The sequence below is a fragment of the Bacillus sp. 3a genome (assembly GCF_017161885.1).
Lineage (GTDB): Bacteria > Bacillota > Bacilli > Bacillales > Bacillaceae > Bacillus > Bacillus safensis.
In genome coordinates, this window is sequence record NZ_CP067376.1 from 1,110,261 (window position 1) to 1,131,657 (window position 21,397).

Annotated in this window: 22 protein-coding genes; 18 read left to right on the forward strand and 4 right to left on the reverse strand. The window is 42.7% G+C overall.

All coding sequences use genetic code 11. The annotated features are described in order from the left end of the window. Positions 1 to 156: 156 nt before the first annotated feature. Complete coding sequence (locus JJ692_RS05400) at positions 157 to 894, forward strand: FadR/GntR family transcriptional regulator (protein WP_034621467.1); 738 nt, start codon at positions 157 to 159, stop codon at positions 892 to 894. A 30-nt stretch (positions 895 to 924) separates the two neighbouring features. Here JJ692_RS05400 and JJ692_RS05405 read toward each other — a convergent pair whose 3' ends face one another. Then, on the reverse strand, positions 925 to 2,361 hold the full coding sequence (locus JJ692_RS05405; RefSeq protein ID WP_206534309.1) for a sigma-54 interaction domain-containing protein: 1,437 nt from the start codon (positions 2,359 to 2,361) through the stop codon (positions 925 to 927). Between the two features lie 198 nt (positions 2,362 to 2,559). Here JJ692_RS05405 and JJ692_RS05410 point away from each other — a divergent pair, with 198 nt between their 5' ends. The 13 genes from JJ692_RS05410 (at position 2,560) to JJ692_RS05470 (ending at position 16,059) form a co-directional block, all read left to right on the forward strand. Then, positions 2,560 to 3,753: an ornithine--oxo-acid transaminase gene (locus JJ692_RS05410; RefSeq protein WP_122631931.1), complete on the forward strand. Its 1,194-nt coding sequence runs from the start codon at positions 2,560 to 2,562 to the stop codon at positions 3,751 to 3,753. Between the two features lie 139 nt (positions 3,754 to 3,892). Beyond that, entirely contained in the window at positions 3,893 to 5,266 is a 1,374-nt protein-coding gene (locus JJ692_RS05415; protein WP_241258051.1) for an amino acid permease, read from the forward strand. A gap of 309 nt (positions 5,267 to 5,575) precedes the next feature. Beyond that, the gene (locus JJ692_RS05420; RefSeq protein ID WP_024423502.1) at positions 5,576 to 6,613 is read left to right on the forward strand and encodes a sugar-binding transcriptional regulator; all 1,038 of its coding nucleotides are present in this window, start codon (positions 5,576 to 5,578) and stop codon (positions 6,611 to 6,613) included. Positions 6,614 to 6,644: 31 nt separating this feature from the next. After that, positions 6,645 to 7,652, forward strand: a complete 1,008-nt coding sequence (gap, locus tag JJ692_RS05425) for a type I glyceraldehyde-3-phosphate dehydrogenase (protein ID WP_024423501.1) — start codon at positions 6,645 to 6,647, stop codon at positions 7,650 to 7,652. A gap of 213 nt (positions 7,653 to 7,865) precedes the next feature. After that, the gene (locus JJ692_RS05430) at positions 7,866 to 9,050 is read left to right on the forward strand and encodes a phosphoglycerate kinase (RefSeq protein ID WP_024423500.1); all 1,185 of its coding nucleotides are present in this window, start codon (positions 7,866 to 7,868) and stop codon (positions 9,048 to 9,050) included. 30 nt (positions 9,051 to 9,080) lie between these two features. Further along, a complete protein-coding gene (gene tpiA, locus JJ692_RS05435) occupies positions 9,081 to 9,842 on the forward strand; it encodes a triose-phosphate isomerase (protein ID WP_017359213.1) in 762 nt (253 codons plus the stop codon). After that, entirely contained in the window at positions 9,835 to 11,370 is a 1,536-nt protein-coding gene (gene gpmI / locus JJ692_RS05440) for a 2,3-bisphosphoglycerate-independent phosphoglycerate mutase (protein ID WP_024423499.1), read from the forward strand. The genes tpiA and gpmI overlap by 8 nt, the downstream gene beginning before the upstream one ends. 30 nt (positions 11,371 to 11,400) lie before the next feature. Then, positions 11,401 to 12,693, forward strand: coding sequence for a phosphopyruvate hydratase (gene eno, locus JJ692_RS05445; protein WP_003212752.1), 1,293 nt, complete (start codon positions 11,401 to 11,403; stop codon positions 12,691 to 12,693). A gap of 258 nt (positions 12,694 to 12,951) precedes the next feature. Continuing rightward, on the forward strand, positions 12,952 to 13,221 hold the full coding sequence (locus JJ692_RS05450; RefSeq protein WP_024423498.1) for a hypothetical protein: 270 nt from the start codon (positions 12,952 to 12,954) through the stop codon (positions 13,219 to 13,221). Positions 13,222 to 13,279: 58 nt separating this feature from the next. Further along, positions 13,280 to 14,047 (forward strand): ATP-binding cassette domain-containing protein, encoded by a 768-nt coding sequence (locus JJ692_RS05455; protein WP_025094039.1) that lies wholly within the window; start codon positions 13,280 to 13,282, stop codon positions 14,045 to 14,047. Next, complete coding sequence (locus JJ692_RS05460) at positions 14,019 to 15,416, forward strand: hypothetical protein (RefSeq protein ID WP_206534310.1); 1,398 nt, start codon at positions 14,019 to 14,021, stop codon at positions 15,414 to 15,416. The genes JJ692_RS05455 and JJ692_RS05460 overlap by 29 nt, the downstream gene beginning before the upstream one ends. Continuing rightward, positions 15,413 to 15,781: a zinc metalloprotease gene (locus JJ692_RS05465; protein ID WP_044333909.1), complete on the forward strand. Its 369-nt coding sequence runs from the start codon at positions 15,413 to 15,415 to the stop codon at positions 15,779 to 15,781. Before JJ692_RS05460 ends, JJ692_RS05465 begins: the two co-directional genes overlap by 4 nt. Beyond that, positions 15,778 to 16,059, forward strand: coding sequence for a hypothetical protein (locus JJ692_RS05470; protein ID WP_024426069.1), 282 nt, complete (start codon positions 15,778 to 15,780; stop codon positions 16,057 to 16,059). The genes JJ692_RS05465 and JJ692_RS05470 overlap by 4 nt, the downstream gene beginning before the upstream one ends. A gap of 25 nt (positions 16,060 to 16,084) precedes the next feature. Here JJ692_RS05470 and JJ692_RS05475 read toward each other — a convergent pair whose 3' ends face one another. Next, entirely contained in the window at positions 16,085 to 16,549 is a 465-nt protein-coding gene (locus tag JJ692_RS05475) for a GNAT family N-acetyltransferase (RefSeq protein WP_122631927.1), read from the reverse strand. Between the two features lie 15 nt (positions 16,550 to 16,564). Continuing rightward, complete coding sequence (locus tag JJ692_RS05480) at positions 16,565 to 17,029, reverse strand: hypothetical protein (protein ID WP_206534311.1); 465 nt, start codon at positions 17,027 to 17,029, stop codon at positions 16,565 to 16,567. A 118-nt stretch (positions 17,030 to 17,147) separates the two neighbouring features. Between JJ692_RS05480 and JJ692_RS05485 the strand changes: the two genes are divergently transcribed. Beyond that, positions 17,148 to 17,780 carry a MarC family protein gene (locus tag JJ692_RS05485; protein WP_122631926.1) on the forward strand — a complete coding sequence of 211 codons (633 nt, stop codon included), beginning with the start codon at positions 17,148 to 17,150 and terminating at the stop codon, positions 17,778 to 17,780. Positions 17,781 to 17,835: 55 nt separating this feature from the next. Here JJ692_RS05485 and JJ692_RS05490 read toward each other — a convergent pair whose 3' ends face one another. Continuing rightward, positions 17,836 to 18,372 (reverse strand): GbsR/MarR family transcriptional regulator, encoded by a 537-nt coding sequence (locus tag JJ692_RS05490; protein ID WP_024426065.1) that lies wholly within the window; start codon positions 18,370 to 18,372, stop codon positions 17,836 to 17,838. Positions 18,373 to 18,640: 268 nt separating this feature from the next. Here JJ692_RS05490 and JJ692_RS05495 point away from each other — a divergent pair, with 268 nt between their 5' ends. Genes JJ692_RS05495 through JJ692_RS05505 form a run of 3 tightly spaced genes read left to right on the forward strand, consistent with a single transcriptional unit; the run spans position 18,641 to position 21,387 of the window. After that, the gene (locus JJ692_RS05495) at positions 18,641 to 19,789 is read left to right on the forward strand and encodes a betaine/proline/choline family ABC transporter ATP-binding protein (RefSeq protein WP_206534312.1); all 1,149 of its coding nucleotides are present in this window, start codon (positions 18,641 to 18,643) and stop codon (positions 19,787 to 19,789) included. Between the two features lie 13 nt (positions 19,790 to 19,802). Continuing rightward, the gene (locus JJ692_RS05500; RefSeq protein ID WP_025094045.1) at positions 19,803 to 20,456 is read left to right on the forward strand and encodes an ABC transporter permease; all 654 of its coding nucleotides are present in this window, start codon (positions 19,803 to 19,805) and stop codon (positions 20,454 to 20,456) included. Positions 20,457 to 20,469: 13 nt separating this feature from the next. Further along, positions 20,470 to 21,387, forward strand: a complete 918-nt coding sequence (locus tag JJ692_RS05505; RefSeq protein WP_041107821.1) for an osmoprotectant ABC transporter substrate-binding protein — start codon at positions 20,470 to 20,472, stop codon at positions 21,385 to 21,387. Positions 21,388 to 21,397: the final 10 nt, after the last annotated feature.

The following is a 21,397-nucleotide window of genomic DNA, read 5'->3' on the forward strand; positions in this document are numbered from 1 at the left end:
AGAACATGGCACGTGCTTCTTTTTTGTTGAAAGCAAGGCAGCTCGAAGATTTCTTGAAAATTAAAGAGGGGAGACGTGTGATCGGAAATTTTGGGGTAAAGTATAAGATAGGGCATGAGCCGATAGGGATAGACAACAGTGATGAGGTGAGACCAATTGAAATATAAACAAATTAAAACGAAAAAAATATATGAAGAAATTGCGGATGCATTAATTGAATCCATTCGTACAGGTGAGCTTCTTCCAGGGGAAAAATTAGATTCGGTTCAAGCGCTTTCAGAAAGCTTTCAAGTCAGCCGTTCCGCTGTAAGAGAGGCACTGTCTGCTCTCAAAGCGATCGGATTAATAGAGATGAAGCAAGGGGAAGGCACATATGTGAAGCAGTTCGATCCTGAGCAGCTCACATTTAGTCTGTCTCCTGCATTTTTGATGAAGCAGCATGATGTCACACAGCTCCTTGAATTAAGAACTATAATTGAGACGGGTGCTGTCAAAAAGGCAGCGCTCTTGCGAACGGACGATGACCTTCATCAGCTGCGTGAGGCACTCGAACAAATGAAACTCGCAGAAGCACATAAAGAAACTGGTGAAGAAGCAGACTTCTCCTTCCATCTCGCCTTAGCCAAAGCCTCAAAGAATGATTTATTAAAGGCGTTAATGAATCAGGTCTCCACCTTGCTGGTAGAAACAATGCGGGAAACGAGAAAAGTCGTCTTATTTTCAAGGAAAGCCTCCATTCGGCAGCTTTACAAAGAACATGAACACATTTACAAAGCCGTCATGGCAAGACAGCCAGAAGAAGCAGAAAGAGCGATGCTCACGCATTTAAAAAATGTAGAAAAACTGCTGAGTGATGTGAGTCAAGAACCGGCAGGACAGTCAGAACCACAGTAAGCTGTGCCGAATGAGGGCACAGCTCTATTATTAACGAGAAATATGCAGTTTTTTCATGCGATATTGCAGACTTTGCCTGCTCATGCCCAATAACTTTGCAGTCTGTGAAATATTATCGTCCATTTTTTCTAAGTAATGGACGATGTATTGTTTTTCGAATCGTTCCATTTGGGTTTGAAAATCAGTCGTATGTTCTGGGCTTGTATAAATAAACGTGTCAGCTGCGGTATGCTGCAAAGGGTTCGTCTGTAATTGCGCTGCAGGACGGCCTTCCCTATGTTTAAATCTAAAATGATATGGAAGGTGATGCATGCATAAGTAATCCTCATCCATCATCATATTCATCCCCGCTTCAATCACATGCTCCAGTTCTCGTACATTACCCGGCCAATCATACGCTTGAAAAAGGGCTAGTACCTCTTCGTCAGCCGCCTTCACCTTCATTTGAAACAGCTCATTATATTTTTGAATAAAATGACTGACAAATGTAGGAATGTCTTCTTTTCGCTCAGAAAGCGGCGGAATAAATAAGGTGACAATACCCAGCCGGTAAAATAAATCCTTGCGCATGCGTCCGCCTGCGATTGCATCTACAGGATCCTCATTCATATTGGCAATGACTCTTACATCAACAGCGATTTCTTTTGTGCTGCCAAGCCTTCTCACACGTTTCTCCTGTAATACACGCAGCAGTTTTGCTTGAAGACCAGGATTTAATGAGTTGATCTCATCAAGCAGCAGTGTACCTCCCTGCGCCTGTTCAAATAAGCCGGGCAGATCAGTTGCGCCTGTAAAAGCCCCTTTTTGTGTACCAAAAAGCAGACTTTCAATAAGATTATCAGGCAGTGCCGCGCAATTCTGGGTAATAAATGGTCCAGATGACCGGCTGCTGCCGTTATGAATACTTTGCGCAAATAGTTCTTTTCCTGTCCCTGTTTCTCCAACAATGAGCACATAGGAAGAGGTGCGTGTCGCTCGTTTTGCATGCTCAATCACCTCTAAAAACGCAGGGCTTTGTCCAATAATGGAATCAAAGGTAAAGCGCGTGCTTCCTTTTTTCTTCATATTGTGATGAATCAGCCGTTCCAGCTTGGTCACATCATTCGAAATTTCAACCGCTCCTTGGATGAGGCCGTCTCGAACGAGCGGGTATGTATGATTAATCGTTGTGATTTCTTTTCCATTGTAATTATGATACGTCTGCTTTGCATGAACGGTTTGTTTCCCGGTACGCAGCGCTTGGACAAGCGTACTGTGCATTTCGTCTTGGAAGACGAAGAGATCTAATACATTTTTATGGAGAACATCAGAGCGTTTCAAAGACTCAATCTCCATCATTTTTTTATTATAAACAACAGTATTGCCATTCTCGTCAATTGCATGAACCCCGACATCTATTAAATCAAGCATTTGTTTATACAGATCAATCTCATTTTCCAGCTTTGCAGTATACTGATTTTCTTTCATTGAAGCACCTCCAGACGTTACCTCTATTTTACATGAAAAATTTTGCGGTTTCCTCTAAAAAATTTGGCAGGTGCAAAGATATTTTGCATAAAGAACCAGATCAATCACCGCCACAATGCGGGCAGAAAGTTGGCACGATCCTTGCATATCATATGTGTGTAGATAAAAGAGGGTAGCTTATAGAAGGAGGAATAGACGATGACACAGACAAATGAATTGATTCAACAAACCGAACAATACGGTGCGGCAAACTATCATCCGCTGCCAATTGTGATTTCAGAGGCTGAAGGAGTTTGGGTGACAGACCCTGAAGGCAATCGATATATGGATATGCTGAGTGCGTATTCCGCGGTGAACCAAGGCCATCGCCATCCCCGCATTATTGAGGCGCTCAAAAAACAGGCAGACCGTGTGACACTGACTTCAAGAGCTTTTCACAATGATCAGCTTGGCCCTTGGTATGAGAAAATTTGTCAACTGACGAATAAAGAGATGGCACTCCCGATGAATACTGGCGCTGAGGCTGTAGAAACAGCTGTAAAAGCAGCAAGACGCTGGGGCTATGACGTCAAGGGAATCGAAGACAATCGCGCAGAAATCATTGCGTGCGTCGGTAACTTCCATGGCAGAACGATGACGGCTGTTTCCCTTTCTTCTGAGACAGAATATCAAAGAGGTTTCGGTCCAATGCTTCCAGGCATTAAACTGATTCCTTACGGAGATATTGAAGCGTTACGTGAAGCCATTACACCACAAACAGCGGCTTTTCTGATCGAACCTATTCAAGGAGAAGCGGGAATTGTCATGCCGCCAGAAGGCTTCTTGAAGGAAGCGAAAGCGCTTTGTGAAAAGGAACATGTGCTGTTCATTGCGGATGAAATTCAGGTCGGATTAGCGCGAACAGGCAAGATGTTTGCATGCGACTGGGAAGACATTGAGCCAGATATGCTGATTCTTGGGAAAGCTTTAGGCGGCGGTGTATTCCCAATCTCGTGTGTGGTCGCAAACCGCGATATATTAGGTGTGTTTAACCCTGGATCTCACGGCTCTACCTTCGGCGGAAATCCTCTTGCGTGTGCGGTGTCGCTGGCTGCACTGGATGTCTTAATCGACGAAAACCTTGCAGCGCGTTCTATGGAGCTTGGCGAATACTTAAAAGACAAACTCACGCGCATTCAAAGTCCTGTCATCAAGGAAGTGCGCGGCCGCGGATTATTTATCGGCATGGAGCTGACAGAGGCAGCGAGACCTTATTGTGAGAAGCTGAAACAAGCAGGGCTGTTATGTAAGGAAACCCATGAGACCGTCATCCGCTTTGCACCGCCTCTCACGATATCTAAAGAAGATTTAGACTGGGCGATTGGCCATATTGAAGCATTATTTCAAGCATAAATGTCAAAGGGGGAGAAACCTTCACTTTCTCCCTTTCTCTTTCAACGAACAGCGAATTTTGTCAAAGGATGATGAATAGAAGAGTGAAAGTGGGGAAGCGGATTTGAACCAAGAACAGCATAATGAACTAGAACGTTCCATGAAAAGCAGGCATCTCTTTATGATTGCCTTAGGCGGCGTCATTGGTACTGGTCTTTTCCTTGGGTCAGGACTCATTATCCATCAGGCTGGACCCGGGGGAGCCATTCTATCCTTTATCATTGGCGGATTGTTAATGTATTTGGTGATGCTCTGTCTTGGAGAATTAGCGGTGGCGATGCCTACAGCGGGTTCCTTTCAGGAGTATGCAACCAAATATATAGGTCCGTCCACAGGCTTTATGATCGGCTGGCTTTATTGGTTTAGCTGGGCATGTACAATAGGACTGGAGTTTACTTCAGCAGGAATTTTGCTCCAAAGGTGGTTCCCAGATATCCCTGTTTGGCTTTGGTGTCTTGCATTTAGCGTGATTTTATTTTCCGTGAATGCCATCTCAGCTCGCAGCTTTGCTGAAACCGAGTTTTGGTTTTCAGCCATTAAGGTCGCTGCCATCCTATTATTTATTATCATTGGAATTGGCGCAATTTTCGGAATGATTCATCTGAAAGATGGAGAACCAGCCCCTCTATTTCGTCATTTGACGGATCATGGCGGACTATTTCCTAACGGCGTTTTTGCTATTTTATTAACCATGGTCACGGTCAATTTCTCCTTCCAAGGAACAGAACTTGTAGGGATTGCAGCAGGAGAGAGTGAAAGCCCTGAAAAAACATTGCCTCGTTCTATACGAAATATTATTTGGAGAACGATGGTCTTTTTCGTTTTATCCATTGCGGTTCTGGCCGCGCTTCTTCCGTGGCAGACAGCAGGCACTGTCGACAGCCCGTTTGTCGTCGTTCTGGACAAGGTCGGTATACCATATGCGGCAGATATCATGAATTTTATCATCATCACAGCCGTCTTATCTGTAGCAAACTCAGGATTATATGCATCATCACGTATGCTTTGGTCGCTTTCGAAAGACGGGAAAGGACCTGAATTTACGAAAAAGCTGTCCAAGCGTAAAATTCCGATCAATGCACTATTGATGACAATGGGTGTATCTGCCCTATCTCTGCTGACAAGTGTTGTGGCACCAAAAACGGTGTATGTGTGGCTCATTTCTATTTCTGGTATGGTTCTTGTTGTGGTATGGATGTCTATTTGCTTGTCTCAGTATTTCTTTAGAAAACAATTCCTAAAGGCGGGCGGAGATGTAAAGGATCTCGTCTTCCGAACACCGCTCTATCCATTTGTTCCATTAGCAGGCTTTATCGCATTTGGCATCGTCCTCATCAGCTTATTTTTTATCGAGGATCAGCGGATCGGCCTTTATTGCGGAATCCCGTTCATGGCTGCCTGCTACATTATTTATTATCTCAAAATCAAACCGAAGGAAGAGGCCAAACAGTTTGGAACCATCACAAAAACATAAGCAGGTCCTGAAAAAAATGTGCATGCTCATATCACCAGCATGCACATTTTCCATCGTGAATACATTCTATATAAAAGAAAATAAATATTTTGAAAAGAAATATCATCGCAAGAACCTTGATGACAAGCAGGCTATCGGTGAAAATGTGTCTATTTTTTGTCTAAATGTGTTTGTAAGAGTTGAAAATGCAAGATTATCCTGTTAAAATAATTAAAGAAAGCAGGGATTGATTTTTTTTGGCTGTGGCGGGACGTTTTTTGTCACAGTGGGACGTTTTTAGTCCAACGTGAAAAGGAAGGGTCGTTAGCCATGAATCGTTTATTGGAAGCTCAAAAAAAATTATTGCCAGATCTTCTCATTGTTATGCAAAAACGCTACGACATTTTGCAGTACATCAGATTAGCTGAACCGATTGGCCGCAGAAGTCTTGCGACAAGTCTTGGTCTCAGTGAGCGCATCTTACGTGCTGAAGTTCAGTTTTTAAAAGAACAAAATCTGCTGGATGTGAAAACGAGCGGTATGATGCTGACGAGTGAGGGTCACGCTTTGCTCGAAATGCTTGAAGGAATGATGAAGGACGTTTTAGGTTTAACCTTTTTGGAAAATACATTAAAGAGAAAGTTAGGCCTGGAAGAAGTCATGATCGTTTCTGGAGACAGTGACGAATCCCCGTGGGTGAAGCAAGAAATGGGAAGAGCTGCTGTCCAATGCATGAAAAAAAGGTTTACTGGAAATAATATCGTCGCCGTCACTGGCGGAACGACGATGGAAGCCGTTGCCGAAATGATGACCCCTGATGCCAAAAACCGCGATACGATGTTTGTCCCTGCGAGAGGCGGTCTTGGGGAGAATGTAAAAAATCAGGCAAACACCATTTGTGCCCACATGGCTGAAAAAGCTTCCGGTACTTACAAACTGCTGTTTGTTCCAGGGCAGCTGTCAGAAGGTGCTTACTCTTCCATTATTGAAGAGCCGTCCGTCAAAGAAGTGCTTCAAACGATTAAATCGTCCACGATGCTTATTCATGGTATTGGTGAAGCAAAGACAATGGCGATGAGACGAAATACACCAGCTGAAGATTTAAAAAAGATTGATGAGCATGACGCAGTGACAGAGGCCTTTGGCTATTACTTTAATCGTGATGGTGAGGTCGTACACAAAGTGCACTCCGTCGGCATGCAGCTAGATGATCTAGAAAGCATTCCACACATCATTGCTGTTGCAGGTGGATCATCAAAGGCGGGGGCGATTGAAGCTTATTTCAAAAAACCGCGCCGAACGGTTCTCGTCACAGACGAAGGAGCCGCAAAAGAGTTATTAAGGGAGTCAATTGATCCCTCAATATAAAACATTGTGACCTATAAAAGGAGGAAACATCATGGCAGTAAAAGTCGGTATTAACGGATTTGGACGTATTGGACGTAACGTATTTCGTGCAGCATTAAATAATCCTGAAGTTGAGGTAGTAGCGGTTAACGATCTAACAGATGCTAACATGCTTGCACACCTTTTACAATATGACTCTGTTCACGGAAAACTAGATGCAGAGGTTTCTGTAGACGGTACAAACTTAGTAGTGAACGGTAAAACAATCGAAGTATCAGCTGAGCGTGACCCTGCGAAATTAAGCTGGGGTAAACAAGGCGTAGAAATCGTTGTTGAATCTACTGGATTCTTCACAAAACGTGCAGACGCTGCGAAACACTTAGAAGCTGGCGCTAAAAAAGTCATCATCTCTGCTCCTGCTAACGAAGAAGATATCACAATCGTTATGGGTGTAAACGAAGACAAATACGATGCAGCTAGCCACGATGTCATCTCTAATGCATCTTGTACGACAAACTGCTTAGCTCCATTTGCAAAAGTACTTAACGATAAATTTGGTATCAAACGCGGTATGATGACAACTGTTCACTCATACACAAATGACCAGCAAATTCTTGATCTTCCGCACAAAGACTACCGTCGTGCTCGTGCAGCTGCGGAAAACATCATCCCAACTTCTACAGGTGCTGCGAAAGCTGTTTCACTTGTATTGCCTGAACTTAAAGGTAAATTAAACGGTGGCGCTATGCGTGTTCCAACACCTAACGTTTCTTTAGTTGACCTTGTTGCTGAATTAAACCAAGATGTAACAGCTGAAGACGTAAATGCAGCACTTAAAGAAGCAGCTGAAGGAGAACTTAAAGGAATCCTTGGCTACAGCGAAGAGCCATTAGTATCTGGTGACTACAATGGTAATCCAAACTCTTCAACAATCGATGCTCTTTCTACAATGGTAATGGAAGGCAGCATGGTGAAAGTAATCTCTTGGTACGATAACGAGAGCGGATATTCTCACCGCGTTGTTGACCTTGCAGCTTACATTGCAAAACAAGGTCTTTAATTTCTCACACTGAAGGAACTCACTTGGTTCTTTCCTAGAGACACGATATAATGAAGACGGACAAGGGAAGGGGAAGCATCCCTTTCCCTTTTTCTCTGTTTTTATCCGTTCTGCACGATTTCTCGTTTTGATGAGGGCAAAATGGGAAAAGGATAAAGAGAGTCTTGTCCAATGCGTAAGGAAACCAGAATAAAGGAGGATCTCCTGACGAGCATGAATAAGAAATCAGTAAAAGACATTGACGTAAAAGGTAAAGTTGTGTTCTGCCGCGTAGATTTTAACGTTCCGATGAAGGACGGAGAAGTGACGGATGATACTCGTATCCGCGCAGCATTACCAACAATTGAGTATTTAACAGGACAAGGCGCAAAGGTACTGCTAGCTAGTCATTTGGGTCGTCCGAAGGGTCAAGTTACTGAAGAACTGCGTCTGACACCTGTGGCAAAACGTCTGCAAGAGCTTCTTGGAAAAGAAGTGAAAAAGGCAGATGAAGCTTACGGCGACAACGTGAAAAAGCAAATCTCTGACTTAAAAGATGGAGATGTGCTAGTGCTTGAAAACGTTCGTTTCTATCCTGGTGAAGAAAAGAACGATCCTGAATTATCAAAAGCATTTGCTGATTTAGCCGATGTGTATGTCAATGATGCGTTCGGTGCTGCACACCGTGCACATGCATCGACAGCTGGTATTGCAGCTTATCTTCCGGCTGTTTCAGGCTTCCTCATGCAAAAAGAGCTTGAGGTTCTAGGGAAAGCCATTTCAAATCCTGATCGCCCATTTACAGCGATTATCGGCGGCGCAAAGGTAAAGGATAAAATCGGTGTAATTGAAAGTCTTCTTGATAAAGTGGACAACCTCATCATCGGCGGCGGACTTGCTTACACATTTGTGAAAGCACTTGGCCACGAGGTAGGGAAATCTCTATTAGAAGAAGACAAAGTCGATTTAGCGAAATCCTTTATGGACCGTGCAAAAGAAAAAGGCGTGAACTTCCTGATTCCAACAGATGTTCTGGTAGCCGACGACTTTTCAAATGATGCGAATACAAGCATTGTGCCAATCTCTGAAATTCCAAGTGATCTAGAAGCACTTGATATTGGAACAGAGACAAGAGAAAAGTATGCTGACGTTATTAAAAACAGCAAACTTGTTGTCTGGAACGGACCAATGGGTGTATTTGAAATCGATGCATTCGCTAAAGGAACAAAAGCTATCGCAGAAGCACTGGCAGAAGCAAAAGATACATATTCTGTCATTGGTGGTGGAGATTCAGCAGCAGCTGTTGAGAAATTTGGTCTTGCCGATCAGATGAGCCATATTTCTACAGGCGGCGGCGCTTCACTTGAATTTATGGAAGGCAAAGAACTTCCTGGTGTTACTGCATTAAACGATAAATAAGACCAAAACTGCTATAAGGAAGTGTCAATCATGAGAAAACCAATTATAGCTGGGAACTGGAAAATGAACAAAACACTTGGCGAAGCAGTCAGCTTCGTTGAAGAAGTCAAGTCATCTATTCCATCTCCTGACAAAGTGGAATCCATTGTCTGTGCGCCAGCTCTTTTCCTTGAAAAGCTAAACAGCCTATCAAATGGAACAGACCTTAAAATTGGTGCACAAAACATGCACTTTGAAGAAAATGGTGCATTCACTGGTGAAATCAGCCCTGCTGCTCTAAAAGATTTAGGCATCGGCTATTCAGTGATTGGGCATTCAGAGCGCCGTGAATTCTTTGCTGAAACAGATGAAACAGTGAACAAAAAAGCACATGCTGCATTCAAGCATGGCATCGTTCCAATCATTTGTGTAGGTGAAACGCTTGAAGAGCGTGAAGCTGGCAAAACAAATGAACTTGTCGCTGATCAAGTGAAGAAAGCACTAGCTGGTTTAACGAAGCAGCAAGTTGCTGAATCTGTGATTGCATATGAGCCAATCTGGGCGATCGGTACAGGAAAATCTTCTACAGCGAAAGATGCAAACGACGTTTGCGCACACATCCGCCAAACCGTTGCAAGCGAATTTGGTCAAGAAGCGGCAGACAGCCTTCGCATTCAATATGGCGGAAGCGTGAAGCCGGCAAATATTAAAGAATATATGGCAGAATCCGATATTGACGGTGCTTTGGTAGGCGGCGCAAGCTTAGAACCTCAGTCTTTCGTTCAATTATTGGAGGAAGGTCAATATGAGTAAGAAACCAGCTGCATTAATCATCTTAGACGGGTTCGGTTTAAGAGGCGAAACAGTCGGTAACGCTGTCGCACAAGCAAAAAAGCCGAACTTTGACCGCTACTGGAACGAATTTCCGCATCAAACCTTAACGGCTTCAGGTGAGGCAGTAGGTCTACCGGAAGGTCAAATGGGTAACTCTGAAGTTGGGCATTTGAACATCGGTGCAGGACGCATTGTGTATCAAAGCTTAACAAGGGTGAATGTTGCCATTCGTGAAGGGGAATTTGAGAAAAACGAAACGTTCCTAGATGCAATGACGTATGCAAAAGAGAATGACAAGGCGCTTCATTTATTTGGACTCTTGTCAGACGGCGGTGTGCACAGTCACATCCAGCATCTTTTTGCCCTGCTGAAGCTGGCGAAAAAAGAAGGCTTAACAAAGGTATACATTCATGGTTTCTTGGACGGACGTGATGTTGGTCAGAAGACAGCCAAAGTGTACTTAAAACAGCTGGAAGAACAAATCAAAGAAATCGGTGTCGGTGAAGTGGCAACACTTTCAGGACGCTATTACTCAATGGACCGTGACAAACGCTGGGATCGTGTGGAGAAAGCGTACCGCGCGATGGCATATGGTGAAGGGCCAAGTTATCAAAACATCTATGATGTCGTTGATGACTCCTATGAAAATGGAATCTACGATGAATTCGTTATTCCATCTGTCATTACGAGAGAAAATGGTGAGCCGGTTGCCAAAGTAAACGACGGCGACTCTGTGATTTTCTATAACTTCCGTCCAGACCGTGCCATCCAAATCTCGAACACTTTCACAAATGCAGATTTCCGCTCGTTTGACCGCGGAGAAGCTCATCCGAAGAATTTACACTTCGTCTGCTTCACACACTTCAGTGAAACGGTTGATGGCTATGTTGCCTTCAAACCAGTGAATTTGGATAACACAGTAGGAGAAGTGCTTTCTCAAAACGGATTGAAACAGCTGCGGATTGCTGAAACAGAGAAATATCCTCATGTCACGTTCTTTATGAGCGGTGGACGTGAAGAAGAATTTCCTGGTGAAGACCGCATCTTAATCAATTCACCAGATGTAGCAACCTATGACCTCAAGCCGGAAATGAGTGCTTATGAGGTAAAGGATGCACTTGTTGCAGACATCAATGCTGACAAGCATGATGCGATCATTCTGAACTTTGCTAACCCGGATATGGTTGGTCATTCAGGTATGCTCGAGCCAACAATCAAAGCCATTGAAGCAGTAGATGAGTGCTTAGGAGCTGTAGTCGACGCAATCCTGGCAAAAGGCGGACATGCCATCATTACGGCAGACCACGGTAACGCAGACGTGCTGATTACCGAAGAAGGAAAGCCGCATACTGCACATACAACGAATCCTGTACCAGTCATCGTGACGAAAAAAGGTGCGACGCTTAGAGAAGGCGGCATTTTAGCTGATCTATCTCCAACGCTTTTAGACTTACTTGGTCTTGAAAAACCAAAAGAGATGACAGGAACATCATTAATTCAGAAATAAAAAAATTGATTCAAAAGGAGAGAAATAACGATGCCATACATTGTTGACGTATATGCACGCGAAGTATTAGACTCTCGCGGTAACCCAACAGTTGAAGTAGAAGTTTACACAGAATCTGGCGGCTTTGGCCGTGCGCTTGTTCCAAGTGGTGCTTCTACTGGTGAATATGAAGCAGTAGAACTACGTGACGGAGACAAAGACCGTTACCTTGGAAAAGGTGTTCTGACAGCTGTAAACAACGTAAACGAAATCATTGCACCAGAGCTTTTAGGCTTTGATGTAACAGAACAAGTAGCGATTGACAAAATGTTAATCGAACTTGACGGAACAGAAAACAAAGGGAAATTAGGCGCAAACGCAATCCTTGGCGTATCTATCGCTGTAGCACGTGCGGCTGCTGATTTCTTACAAATTCCACTTTATCAATACCTTGGTGGATTCAACTCCAAAACGCTTCCAGTACCAATGATGAACATCGTCAACGGCGGAGAGCATGCGGATAACAACGTAGACATTCAAGAATTCATGATTATGCCTGTAGGTGCTCCAAACTTCCGTGAAGCACTTCGCATGGGCGCTCAAATCTTCCATAGCCTGAAATCTGTATTAAGCGCAAAAGGCTTAAACACAGCTGTAGGTGATGAAGGTGGATTCGCTCCAAACCTTGGTTCTAACGAAGAAGCACTTCAAACAATCGTTGAAGCGATCGAAAAAGCTGGCTTCAAACCAGGTGAAGAAGTGAAGCTTGCTATGGATGCTGCATCTTCTGAGTTCTACAACAAAGAAGACGGTAAATATCATTTATCAGGCGAAGGTGTTGTGAAAACATCTGCTGAAATGGTTGACTGGTATGAAGATATGGTATCGAAATACCCAATCATCTCTATTGAAGACGGCCTTGATGAAAACGACTGGGAAGGTCACAAACTATTAACTGAGCGCCTTGGCAGCAAGGTTCAGCTAGTAGGAGACGACTTGTTCGTTACAAATACGAAGAAGCTATCTGAAGGAATCAAAAACGGCGTTGGTAACTCAATCCTGATCAAAGTAAACCAAATCGGTACATTAACTGAAACATTTGATGCAATCGAAATGGCGAAACGCGCAGGATACACAGCTGTTATCTCTCACCGTTCTGGTGAAACTGAAGACAGCACGATTGCAGACATCGCTGTTGCAACAAACGCTGGACAAATCAAAACAGGTGCTCCGTCTCGTACGGACCGTGTGGCGAAATACAACCAATTACTTCGCATCGAAGATCAATTGGCTGAAACAGCACAATATCACGGCATTGCAACATTCTATAACTTGAATAAATAATGTCAGCTATGCGCTGCGTTCCGCTCTTTCATGAGAGCGGGGCGCAGCGTTTTTTTTGTGTTAAGCGAAATCCGCTGGCTGATTCATTTGACTTATCCTATTTCTGTAAAAAATCCTTCTTCAGTTAGAGAAGAAGGCAAAATCCCCTCCATTTATAAGCACTAAATCATGAAAAATCGACTAAAAATATGATCTGAAATGAACTTATGCTTTCTGTAAGGGGGTGGTATCATTTTACATATATTAGGGGGTGATGAGATGCTGAATCCTTTTAGCCTTCGTTTTCCAGTAGGTGTATATATGTATGTTCTTCACCTATTGGCGGCATATGATGAAAGGAAGCAACGAATTCTAACTTCTAAGAATGTACAGAAAAATGCATTTTGGATTTATGTCCTTGCCGCTATACTGGGCATTATTTCACTTGGAGCATTGATTTGGGCATGCAAGACCTTCGGACGAGGCTCCAAATTTTTAGGAGAGTTCAAATTATTAGGCATGTACGTTAAAATCCAGTGCGGTTTTTAACAGGGATGAGAACAGATGCAAGGGCATCTGTTCTATCTGAAACAAACGGAGGGATATGATGCTGACATTACGATTAAAAGAAAAAACATATAGCCGCACCTTCTCTCTCCGAAATATTCAAATGAATGTCGAGAAAGGGCAGATGCTGTTGCTTTTGGGGCATAATGGTGCGGGAAAGACGACGATAATCCAATCCATGTTTGGGCTGACGCCATTTAAAGGATGCGTCACTTTACATGGTAAACAGCTGAATCTTCAATCCTCAGAACATATCTCCTTGTTGAAAAAACATGTGTCCTATATTCCTGACGAGCATTCGTTGTTCGATTATTTATCACCGAGGGAATACTTTCAATTACTTCAACTGCCAAATGAGCAAGATGTCACACGGGAAGAGACGTTCATCGATCTGTTTGAGCTGGGTTCGTATATGGATCAGCCTATCGCTCAGCTGTCTCATGGCAATCAAAAGAAAACGCAGATCATTTCACAGCTCCTCAGGCCATGTGATTATTATGTGTTTGATGAGCCAACGAACGGTCTTGATCCAGATATGATGATCATCTTAAAAAAGGTGCTCATGAAGCTGAGAGATCAAGGCGCTGGCATTCTCATTTCAACCCATCATTTGAGCTTTGGTGATACGCTTTATGACCATCTCATGATCTTAAGAAATGGGGACGTCAAGCTGGATATGTCCCGCCAAGAAACGACTCAGACATTTCCTCATCAGGCACTTGAAGAAATTTATAAAGAAGTGAATCGAGATTACTATATGCAGGTGGAGAGGTTGCTCAATGATCTGGACACGACACGTTCTTCATAAAATAGAATGGGGAATGCTGACAACGAAAGGAAAGCAGCTCGCAAAAAAGTACCCTATACAGCTTCTCGCAGCCGTGGTTTTTTTCTTGCTCATGTATGCGATATATGTCGTCATCAGCCTTCGCTTTTTCATGCAGGCAGGAGAAAGTGAGCCGGCTGCTTTATACCTCCAATTGATGAAAATGACGCTTTTACTTCTAGGTGCAGGTATTGTGTTATCCCGCAATAAATTAAAGCGTCAGGAATATCAATTTTACTTTTTGAATAGTGCGATACAAAGTGTGCCATTTGTCCTTTGTGTGTATTTCTTTCCAGTGCTCTTTTGTTTCCTTATGGTTGGACTGCTTTTTTTACCGATTGTATTAGGCCTTTTGATCAGCGGTGTTACGCCATCTTTGTATTGGATAACGGCTGTATGCATGACTTGCTGTGTACTGGCGCTGCTTGCACTTGCTTCTTGGATGGTGATGCGGATTGCTGTGAGCCATTTCGTATCAAAAACAAAAGAGCATTTGCTGCTGCAAACGCTCGGCTTTGCGGTGCTGAATCTATTGGTGTTTCTCCTTTTGAAAAAAGCAATGGAGATGATCCGAGTATGGCCATCAGTCTATCTCATATTTCTCGTGATCCTTCTAAGCGCTGGCTGGCTCTGGCTGAAGGGGTTAGCGGCTTCTTATGTCCATCAGATGTTTTTGCAGCTGAAAACAGAGGTAAAGTCGTTTTCTTACAAGAAAATCAGATCGCAATCTTCCTTTCTGACGCACCTGCGGCAGGAATTGGTCTATTTCAGCCGGTCAGCTGTTTTTAAAGAACAGGGCATTTTGTTTCTATTTCTCACTTGTTTGACGGCGGGGCTGCCATTTGTTTTTACACCGGTAGAAACCGGCTGGATGTATGCCTTTATTGTGCAGTATGCGTTAAAGGAAATATTGATCATGCTTCCGCTGATGATTGGCAGAGAATATCATATGAATCAAAGGGCCATTTTTATGTTAAATACATCAAAGGGTGCTTATTTATTGTCGAGAATTTTATTTTATTACGCTATTAATTTGTTGATATATTTTGTGTTTATTGGGCTTGCATCTATGGTGATAGGCATTGAAAGTGAAGGTCATGGCCTCGCAAGTTTGTCCATTTTGTTGATCACTGTCATGGCGGCCTGTACAGGGTTTATCGTAAAGATCAGTGAGTTTAATAAACTGTTTGTCATCGTGATGATGATTGCTGTATTTAGCTTCATCGATATGCTTTTGTTGAAGTGGCTTTCATCAGATGTGTATCTTCTCGCCACTGCTTATCTGCTAGGTTCACTTGCATTTTATAGCTGCATATATACGGTCATGTTAAAGAGGCCTGTCTTGCGATGATAGAGCTTGTGTGTAGTTTCCTAGCGGTTGTGGTGATACATGAACTCGGTCATATGCTGATGATCATGTTGTGTAACAAAATCGAAAAAAGGCCGCTCTTTGATTTTGTGATAACGATTGATTGGAAGCATGTGGCGGTCGTCCATGAGAAATTTGTCCGGCCGAGCTTCAATATGATGGTGGCACTTGCAGGCCCGCTCTTTCCGGTGCTTTGTTCGCTTGTGCTTTTTATGATATGGAAGTATCCGGTCAGTCATCAGCTGCTGTTTTTTTCTTTACTGAATACGGTGATGCTGCATCCAGCTTGCCCTGACGGAAAAAATATCACAGCCAGTTTAAAAGAAATGAAGGAGAGAAAGAGATGATCAAAGTATTTCATTCGTTTTCCAGCGGTATAACACTTGCGATGCTGTATGTATTTGCTGTGTTTATGACCCCTGTTTTTTTACTGCTGCTAGAGGTCAATCATGTTGAATCAAGCCCAACATTGTTTGGCATGCCATTTTATATCATGAAAATTGAAGAGTATCAATTCAGCTCAGAGGCGACGCTCTTTGGGTGTGTGGTCTGCTTTTTAGCTGGCGCCGTGCTTTATTTCTTCATTCAATATGTGAAGCATGTGGTAAAAAAACGCAGAACATAAAAAAGCAGACGGACGGAACAAAACATCAGTCTGCTTGCAAAGTGAGTGACAGCCGTACCATATCCATACACTGAATGCCATTTTCAAAAATCGGTTCATCATAATGCTTAAGAAAGAAATCGTGGTCAATAGATGTCATGCGGAAGCCGCATTTCTGATAAAGTGCGAGCTGCTGAATGCTCGAGTTGCCTGTGCCGATTTCAACCGTCTGAAAACCTGCGGCTTTCGCTTCAGCAATGGCATGGCGGATCAGCTGCTTCCCAATTCCTTTCCCTTGCCATGATTCCTTCACGGCGACATTGATGATTTCGACTGTCTGCTGAGACAGAGATAAAAGCACATAGACACCAATCACGTCCTGATCATGATACGCGGCATAACAAGAGCCGGATTGCACATAAGTAAGAACCTTTTCCTTTGAAGGATCAGCTAAGAGTAAAAGATCTATAGGGACGGATTGATCACCTGACAATGGCCGAATGTGTATCATATTTTTTCATCCTTTCTATTCTTTAATATATCCTTGTTTCACACCCCAATCATATTGATCCTGTACCCATTGTGAGGGCGGATTGTGAGTGACATTTGGGTCTTTTTTAACAGTTGGTTGCCTTGCAGCCTGTGCGCTCTGTTTATTCGCTTGAGCAGTGGCTTTCGCTGCTGTCAGCTCTTTTTGAAGCTGGTCAATTTTTGCCTCAAGTATTTTACGCTGCTTGACTTCTTTTTGATAGGCTTTCTTTTCGTTTTTGAGCTTTTTGGTGATGGTAGACAGTTTCTTTTTTTGTTTTTCGTTTTCATGCTTCATATCCGCTTGAACTGATTTTAACTTCGAAAGCTGCTCGTCGTTCGTTTTGCTTTCTTGCTGATGTTTTTCCTCAGCTGCTTTGATGGTCTGCTGCTGCCAAACCATCCAGCCGGCTGCTCCTAAAACCGCAACAGATAGAAGGATGATGGTGATCGTTTTCTTCATGTGTCATTCCCCTTTCTTTAAACCTTTATTATCATCGGTTAAATATATACAGGTTTTAACATCACAAGGGAATATTCACATCAGATTGGCAGACACTATGAAAAAAGGAGGGTGTCTGTTGATTTCCTTTATGATTCATGTTGTGGTCTCATTATTTGCTGTATCAAACCCTATTGGAAACGTGCCTCTTTTCATCACTTTAACAGAGGGATATACAGAAAAAGAACGCTCCCAGACAGCCAAAAAAGCCATTGTGGTCTCTTTCATTATTCTGGTTGCCTTTCTATTGGCAGGGAGGCTCATTTTCAAATTGTTTGGGATCGATATTCATGCACTCCGTATCGCCGGAGGTATTTTTATTTTTGGTATCGCTTACAATTTACTGAATGCAAAGGAGTCACATGTCCAAAATCCTCATTCTGAGGAAAAGGCAGAAAGCATAGAAAAGGCGGATGTTTCCGTTACGCCGCTGGCGATTCCGATCATCGCTGGTCCCGGTACAATCGCTACAGTGATGAGTTTAACCCCGGGAAGTCAAGGGATGCTTCACATGTTTGCGATTTTAATCGGCATTGTCATCGTTCTGGCAATGACCTTTTATGCCTTTCATTATTCAAGTTTCATTATGCGGAAAATGGGGAAAACAGAGATGAATGTCGTGACGCGGTTAATGGGATTAATTCTTGCTGTAGTGGCAGTTGAGATGATCGGCGCAGGCTTAAAAGGGATGTTTCCAATGTTTATGTCATAAGTGTATATAAAAAAGCTGTTTTTTTCTACAATGATGTAAAATAAAACAGCTTTTTTTAAGGTTTCGGCACATGCTTAAACACTTCTTCACTTTCAAAGAATTCAATTAAGCGGCTAATCCAATCATAGTAATCAAGACTTTCTTTGATTTCTGAAAGAAGCAGATTGATTTTATCCTCTGTCTCTTCTGGCAGGTCGTCCTGTTCCAGCAATTCCAGCAATTCCTTGCACGTTTTCTTATGTGCTTTGCGGTTTTTGCTGACAACTCGGGACCAATTGGCTGCAAACAAGGAAATAAACGTTTGGTATTGATCTTGCTCAACGTCATAAAGATCTTTACGTATTCCTTTTTCATAAACCTTTTCCGCAATATTCAAATCGAGCATTTCTCGAACGACTTGACTCATTCTCGTTTTGCTCATGCCTGTCGCCTCTGATAGCTCTCCAAGCGTCATTGGTTTACGGTTCATGTGAATGATACCAAGCACTCTACCTACTGTAGAAGAAAGACCAAAGGCATTCATGTTCTCGGCAGCTTTTTCAATATAATGATCCTGTGCTTTTTGAATGGCACCTAACGCTTGCTTGTCCACTCCCCGATTCATCCCTTCACGACTGACAATTTGTAACACAATATATCATATACCTGTTTGTTGATGAAAACAATAAATATTGAGTATTTGCTCGTAATTTGGAGGAAAAAGGAGAGATCTCTATCTAGCAGGCCGTTAACTGAAAATTTTAAATAAATGTTATGCAATACAAACACATCATAAACTTTTTATTTTATAAAGTTTGCACTATAATAAATAAGGTGTAAATTTTCTGAAAATATTGATCCGACTAATGGAGGTGTCTCATTTGCTGAAACTAGAGAATGTATCTAAGACGTATAAAGGCGGAAAAAAAGCTGTCAAAAATATTAATTTAGAAATAGCAAAAGGAGAATTTATTTGTTTTATTGGACCGAGTGGCTGTGGTAAGACAACAACCATGAAGATGATCAACCGACTCATCGAACCTTCCTCAGGAAACATCTTCATTGAGGGAGAAAACATTATGAAAAAAGACCCAGTTCAATTAAGAAGAGAAATTGGCTATGTGATTCAGCAAATTGGACTGTTCCCCCATATGACCATCGCACAAAACATTTCACTTGTTCCGAAGCTGTTAAAATGGCCGGAAGAAAAACGAAAAGAACGGGCACGTGAACTGCTGAAGCTTGTCGACATGGGACCGGAATATTTAGAGCGCTACCCTCATGAACTCAGCGGAGGACAGCAGCAGCGCATCGGTGTTCTTCGCGCACTAGCAGCGGAACCCCCTCTGATCCTCATGGATGAACCATTTGGCGCACTTGATCCAATCACACGAGATTCATTGCAGGAAGAATTTAAGAAACTGCAAAAAACGTTAAATAAAACCATCGTATTCGTCACACATGACATGGACGAAGCCATTAAACTAGCTGATCGAATTGTGATTTTAAAAGATGGAGAGATTGTCCAAGTAGGTACGCCTGACGATATTCTGCGGAACCCAGCCAACGAATTCGTAGAAGAATTCATCGGGAAAGAACGTCTGCTTCAATCGAATCCGAATATGGAACGTGTAGAACAAATGATGAACACGTCACCAGTCACCATTACAGTTGAAAAAACATTAACAGATGCCATCTACATCATGAGAGAAAAGCGGGTCGATTCCTTGCTTGTAGTAGATGAACATCATGTGCTAAAAGGCTATATCGATATTGAAACAATCGATGCGAACCGCAGAAAAGCAGCTTTCGTCGGTGATATTTTAAATACAGAGTTCTATACCGTACAAGAAGGGGCACTTCTAAGAGACACTGTCCGGAAAATCTTAATACGCGGCATTAAATATGTACCGGTTGTGGATGCAGAAGGACACTTAAAAGGCATTGTGACACGAGCAAGTCTTGTAGATGTTGTGTACGACTCCATTTGGGGAGACGATACGCCGGCGGCTGTCACTGAAATGAAGTAAGGGAGGTGTACACATGGATCAAATCATCGACTTTCTAGAGAAAAATGGTGGGGAACTCCTCACAAAAATGTGGGAGCATTTATATATTTCCTTAATTGCTGTTGTGCTTGGTATTATCGTTGCCGTTCCTTTAGGTGTGGTACTCACCCGAATGAAGCGAGGCGCAGGTTTTATCATCGGTATCGTGAATATCTTTCAAACACTCCCTAGTTTAGCGATTCTTGCCTTTTTTATTCCTATTTTGGGGGTTGGGAAAATACCTGCAATCGTTGCTCTCTTTTTCTATTCGGTTTTACCTATTTTAAGAAATACGTATGCCGGGGTCCAAGGTGTGAACAAAAACTTGCTTGAATCCGGTAAAGGAATCGGGATGACAACATGGGAACAAATTCGTCTTGTTGAACTCCCGCTTGCTGTACCGGTCATTATGGCAGGTGTCAGAACGTCAACGATTTATTTGATTGGCTGGACAACACTTGCAGCCTTTATCGGTGGAGGCGGTCTAGGTGACTACATTTTGATTGGACTTCAGCTGTATCAGCCGGAATTTATTATTGCGGGTGCGATACCAGTCACAATTTTAGCAGTCATCATCGACCTTTCATTAATGAAGCTGGAGAAAAAAGTAACACCAGAAGGCTTAAAAGGATTGAAGGAAGTTTCATAAGGAGTTGGCTTATGTGAAGAATCGAAAAACAAAATGGATCAGTGCACTGCTTGCAGGATGTTTGCTATTGATAAGCGGCTGTTCACTTCCTGGACTAGCCGGCTCCTCGGGGGGCACGCTACGAATTGGAGCACAAAACTTTACCGAATCAGAAATTATGGCCTATATGGTTGGCGATATGATCGAACATTACACAGATAAAAAGACGACCATTGTGAAAAACCTAGGCTCCAACACTGTGCAGCAGAAAGCAATGGAAAACGGAGATGTCGACATTTCTGCGACAAGATATTCAGGCACGGATTTAACAAGTACGCTTGGAATGGATGCGGAAAAAGACCCAGAGCGTGCGATGGAGATCGTCCAAAAAGAATTTAAAAAACGCTATGATTACAAATGGTTTGATTCTTATGGATTTGATAATACGTATGCCTTTGCTGTGACGCAGAAGATGGCGAAGGAAAACAAGTTAGAAACGGTATCTGATTTAAAAAAGAATGCGAACAATTACCGATTTGGTGTCGATAATATTTGGCTCAAAAAGAAAGGCGACGGCTATGACGGGTTCGTGAAAACATACGGAATCAAATTTGGCAGCACGTATCCGATGCAGATTGGTTTAGTCTATGATGCTCTAAAGAATGAAAAAATGGATATTGTGCTTGCCTATTCAACAGATGGACGAATCAAGGCCTATAACCTTAAAATCTTAAAAGATGATAAACGGTTCTTCCCGCCGTATGATGCATCACCAGTAGTCCCGGAGAAAGTCTTAAAAGAAAATCCAGGGCTTGATAAGGTGATCAACAGGCTGATCGGAAAAATTGATACAGAACAAATGCAAGAGCTGAACTATCAAGTCGACGGGGAGCTTCAAGAACCAGCAACCGTTGCGAAGAATTTCCTGAAAAAACACAATTACTTTGAGTAAGATGGGGAGG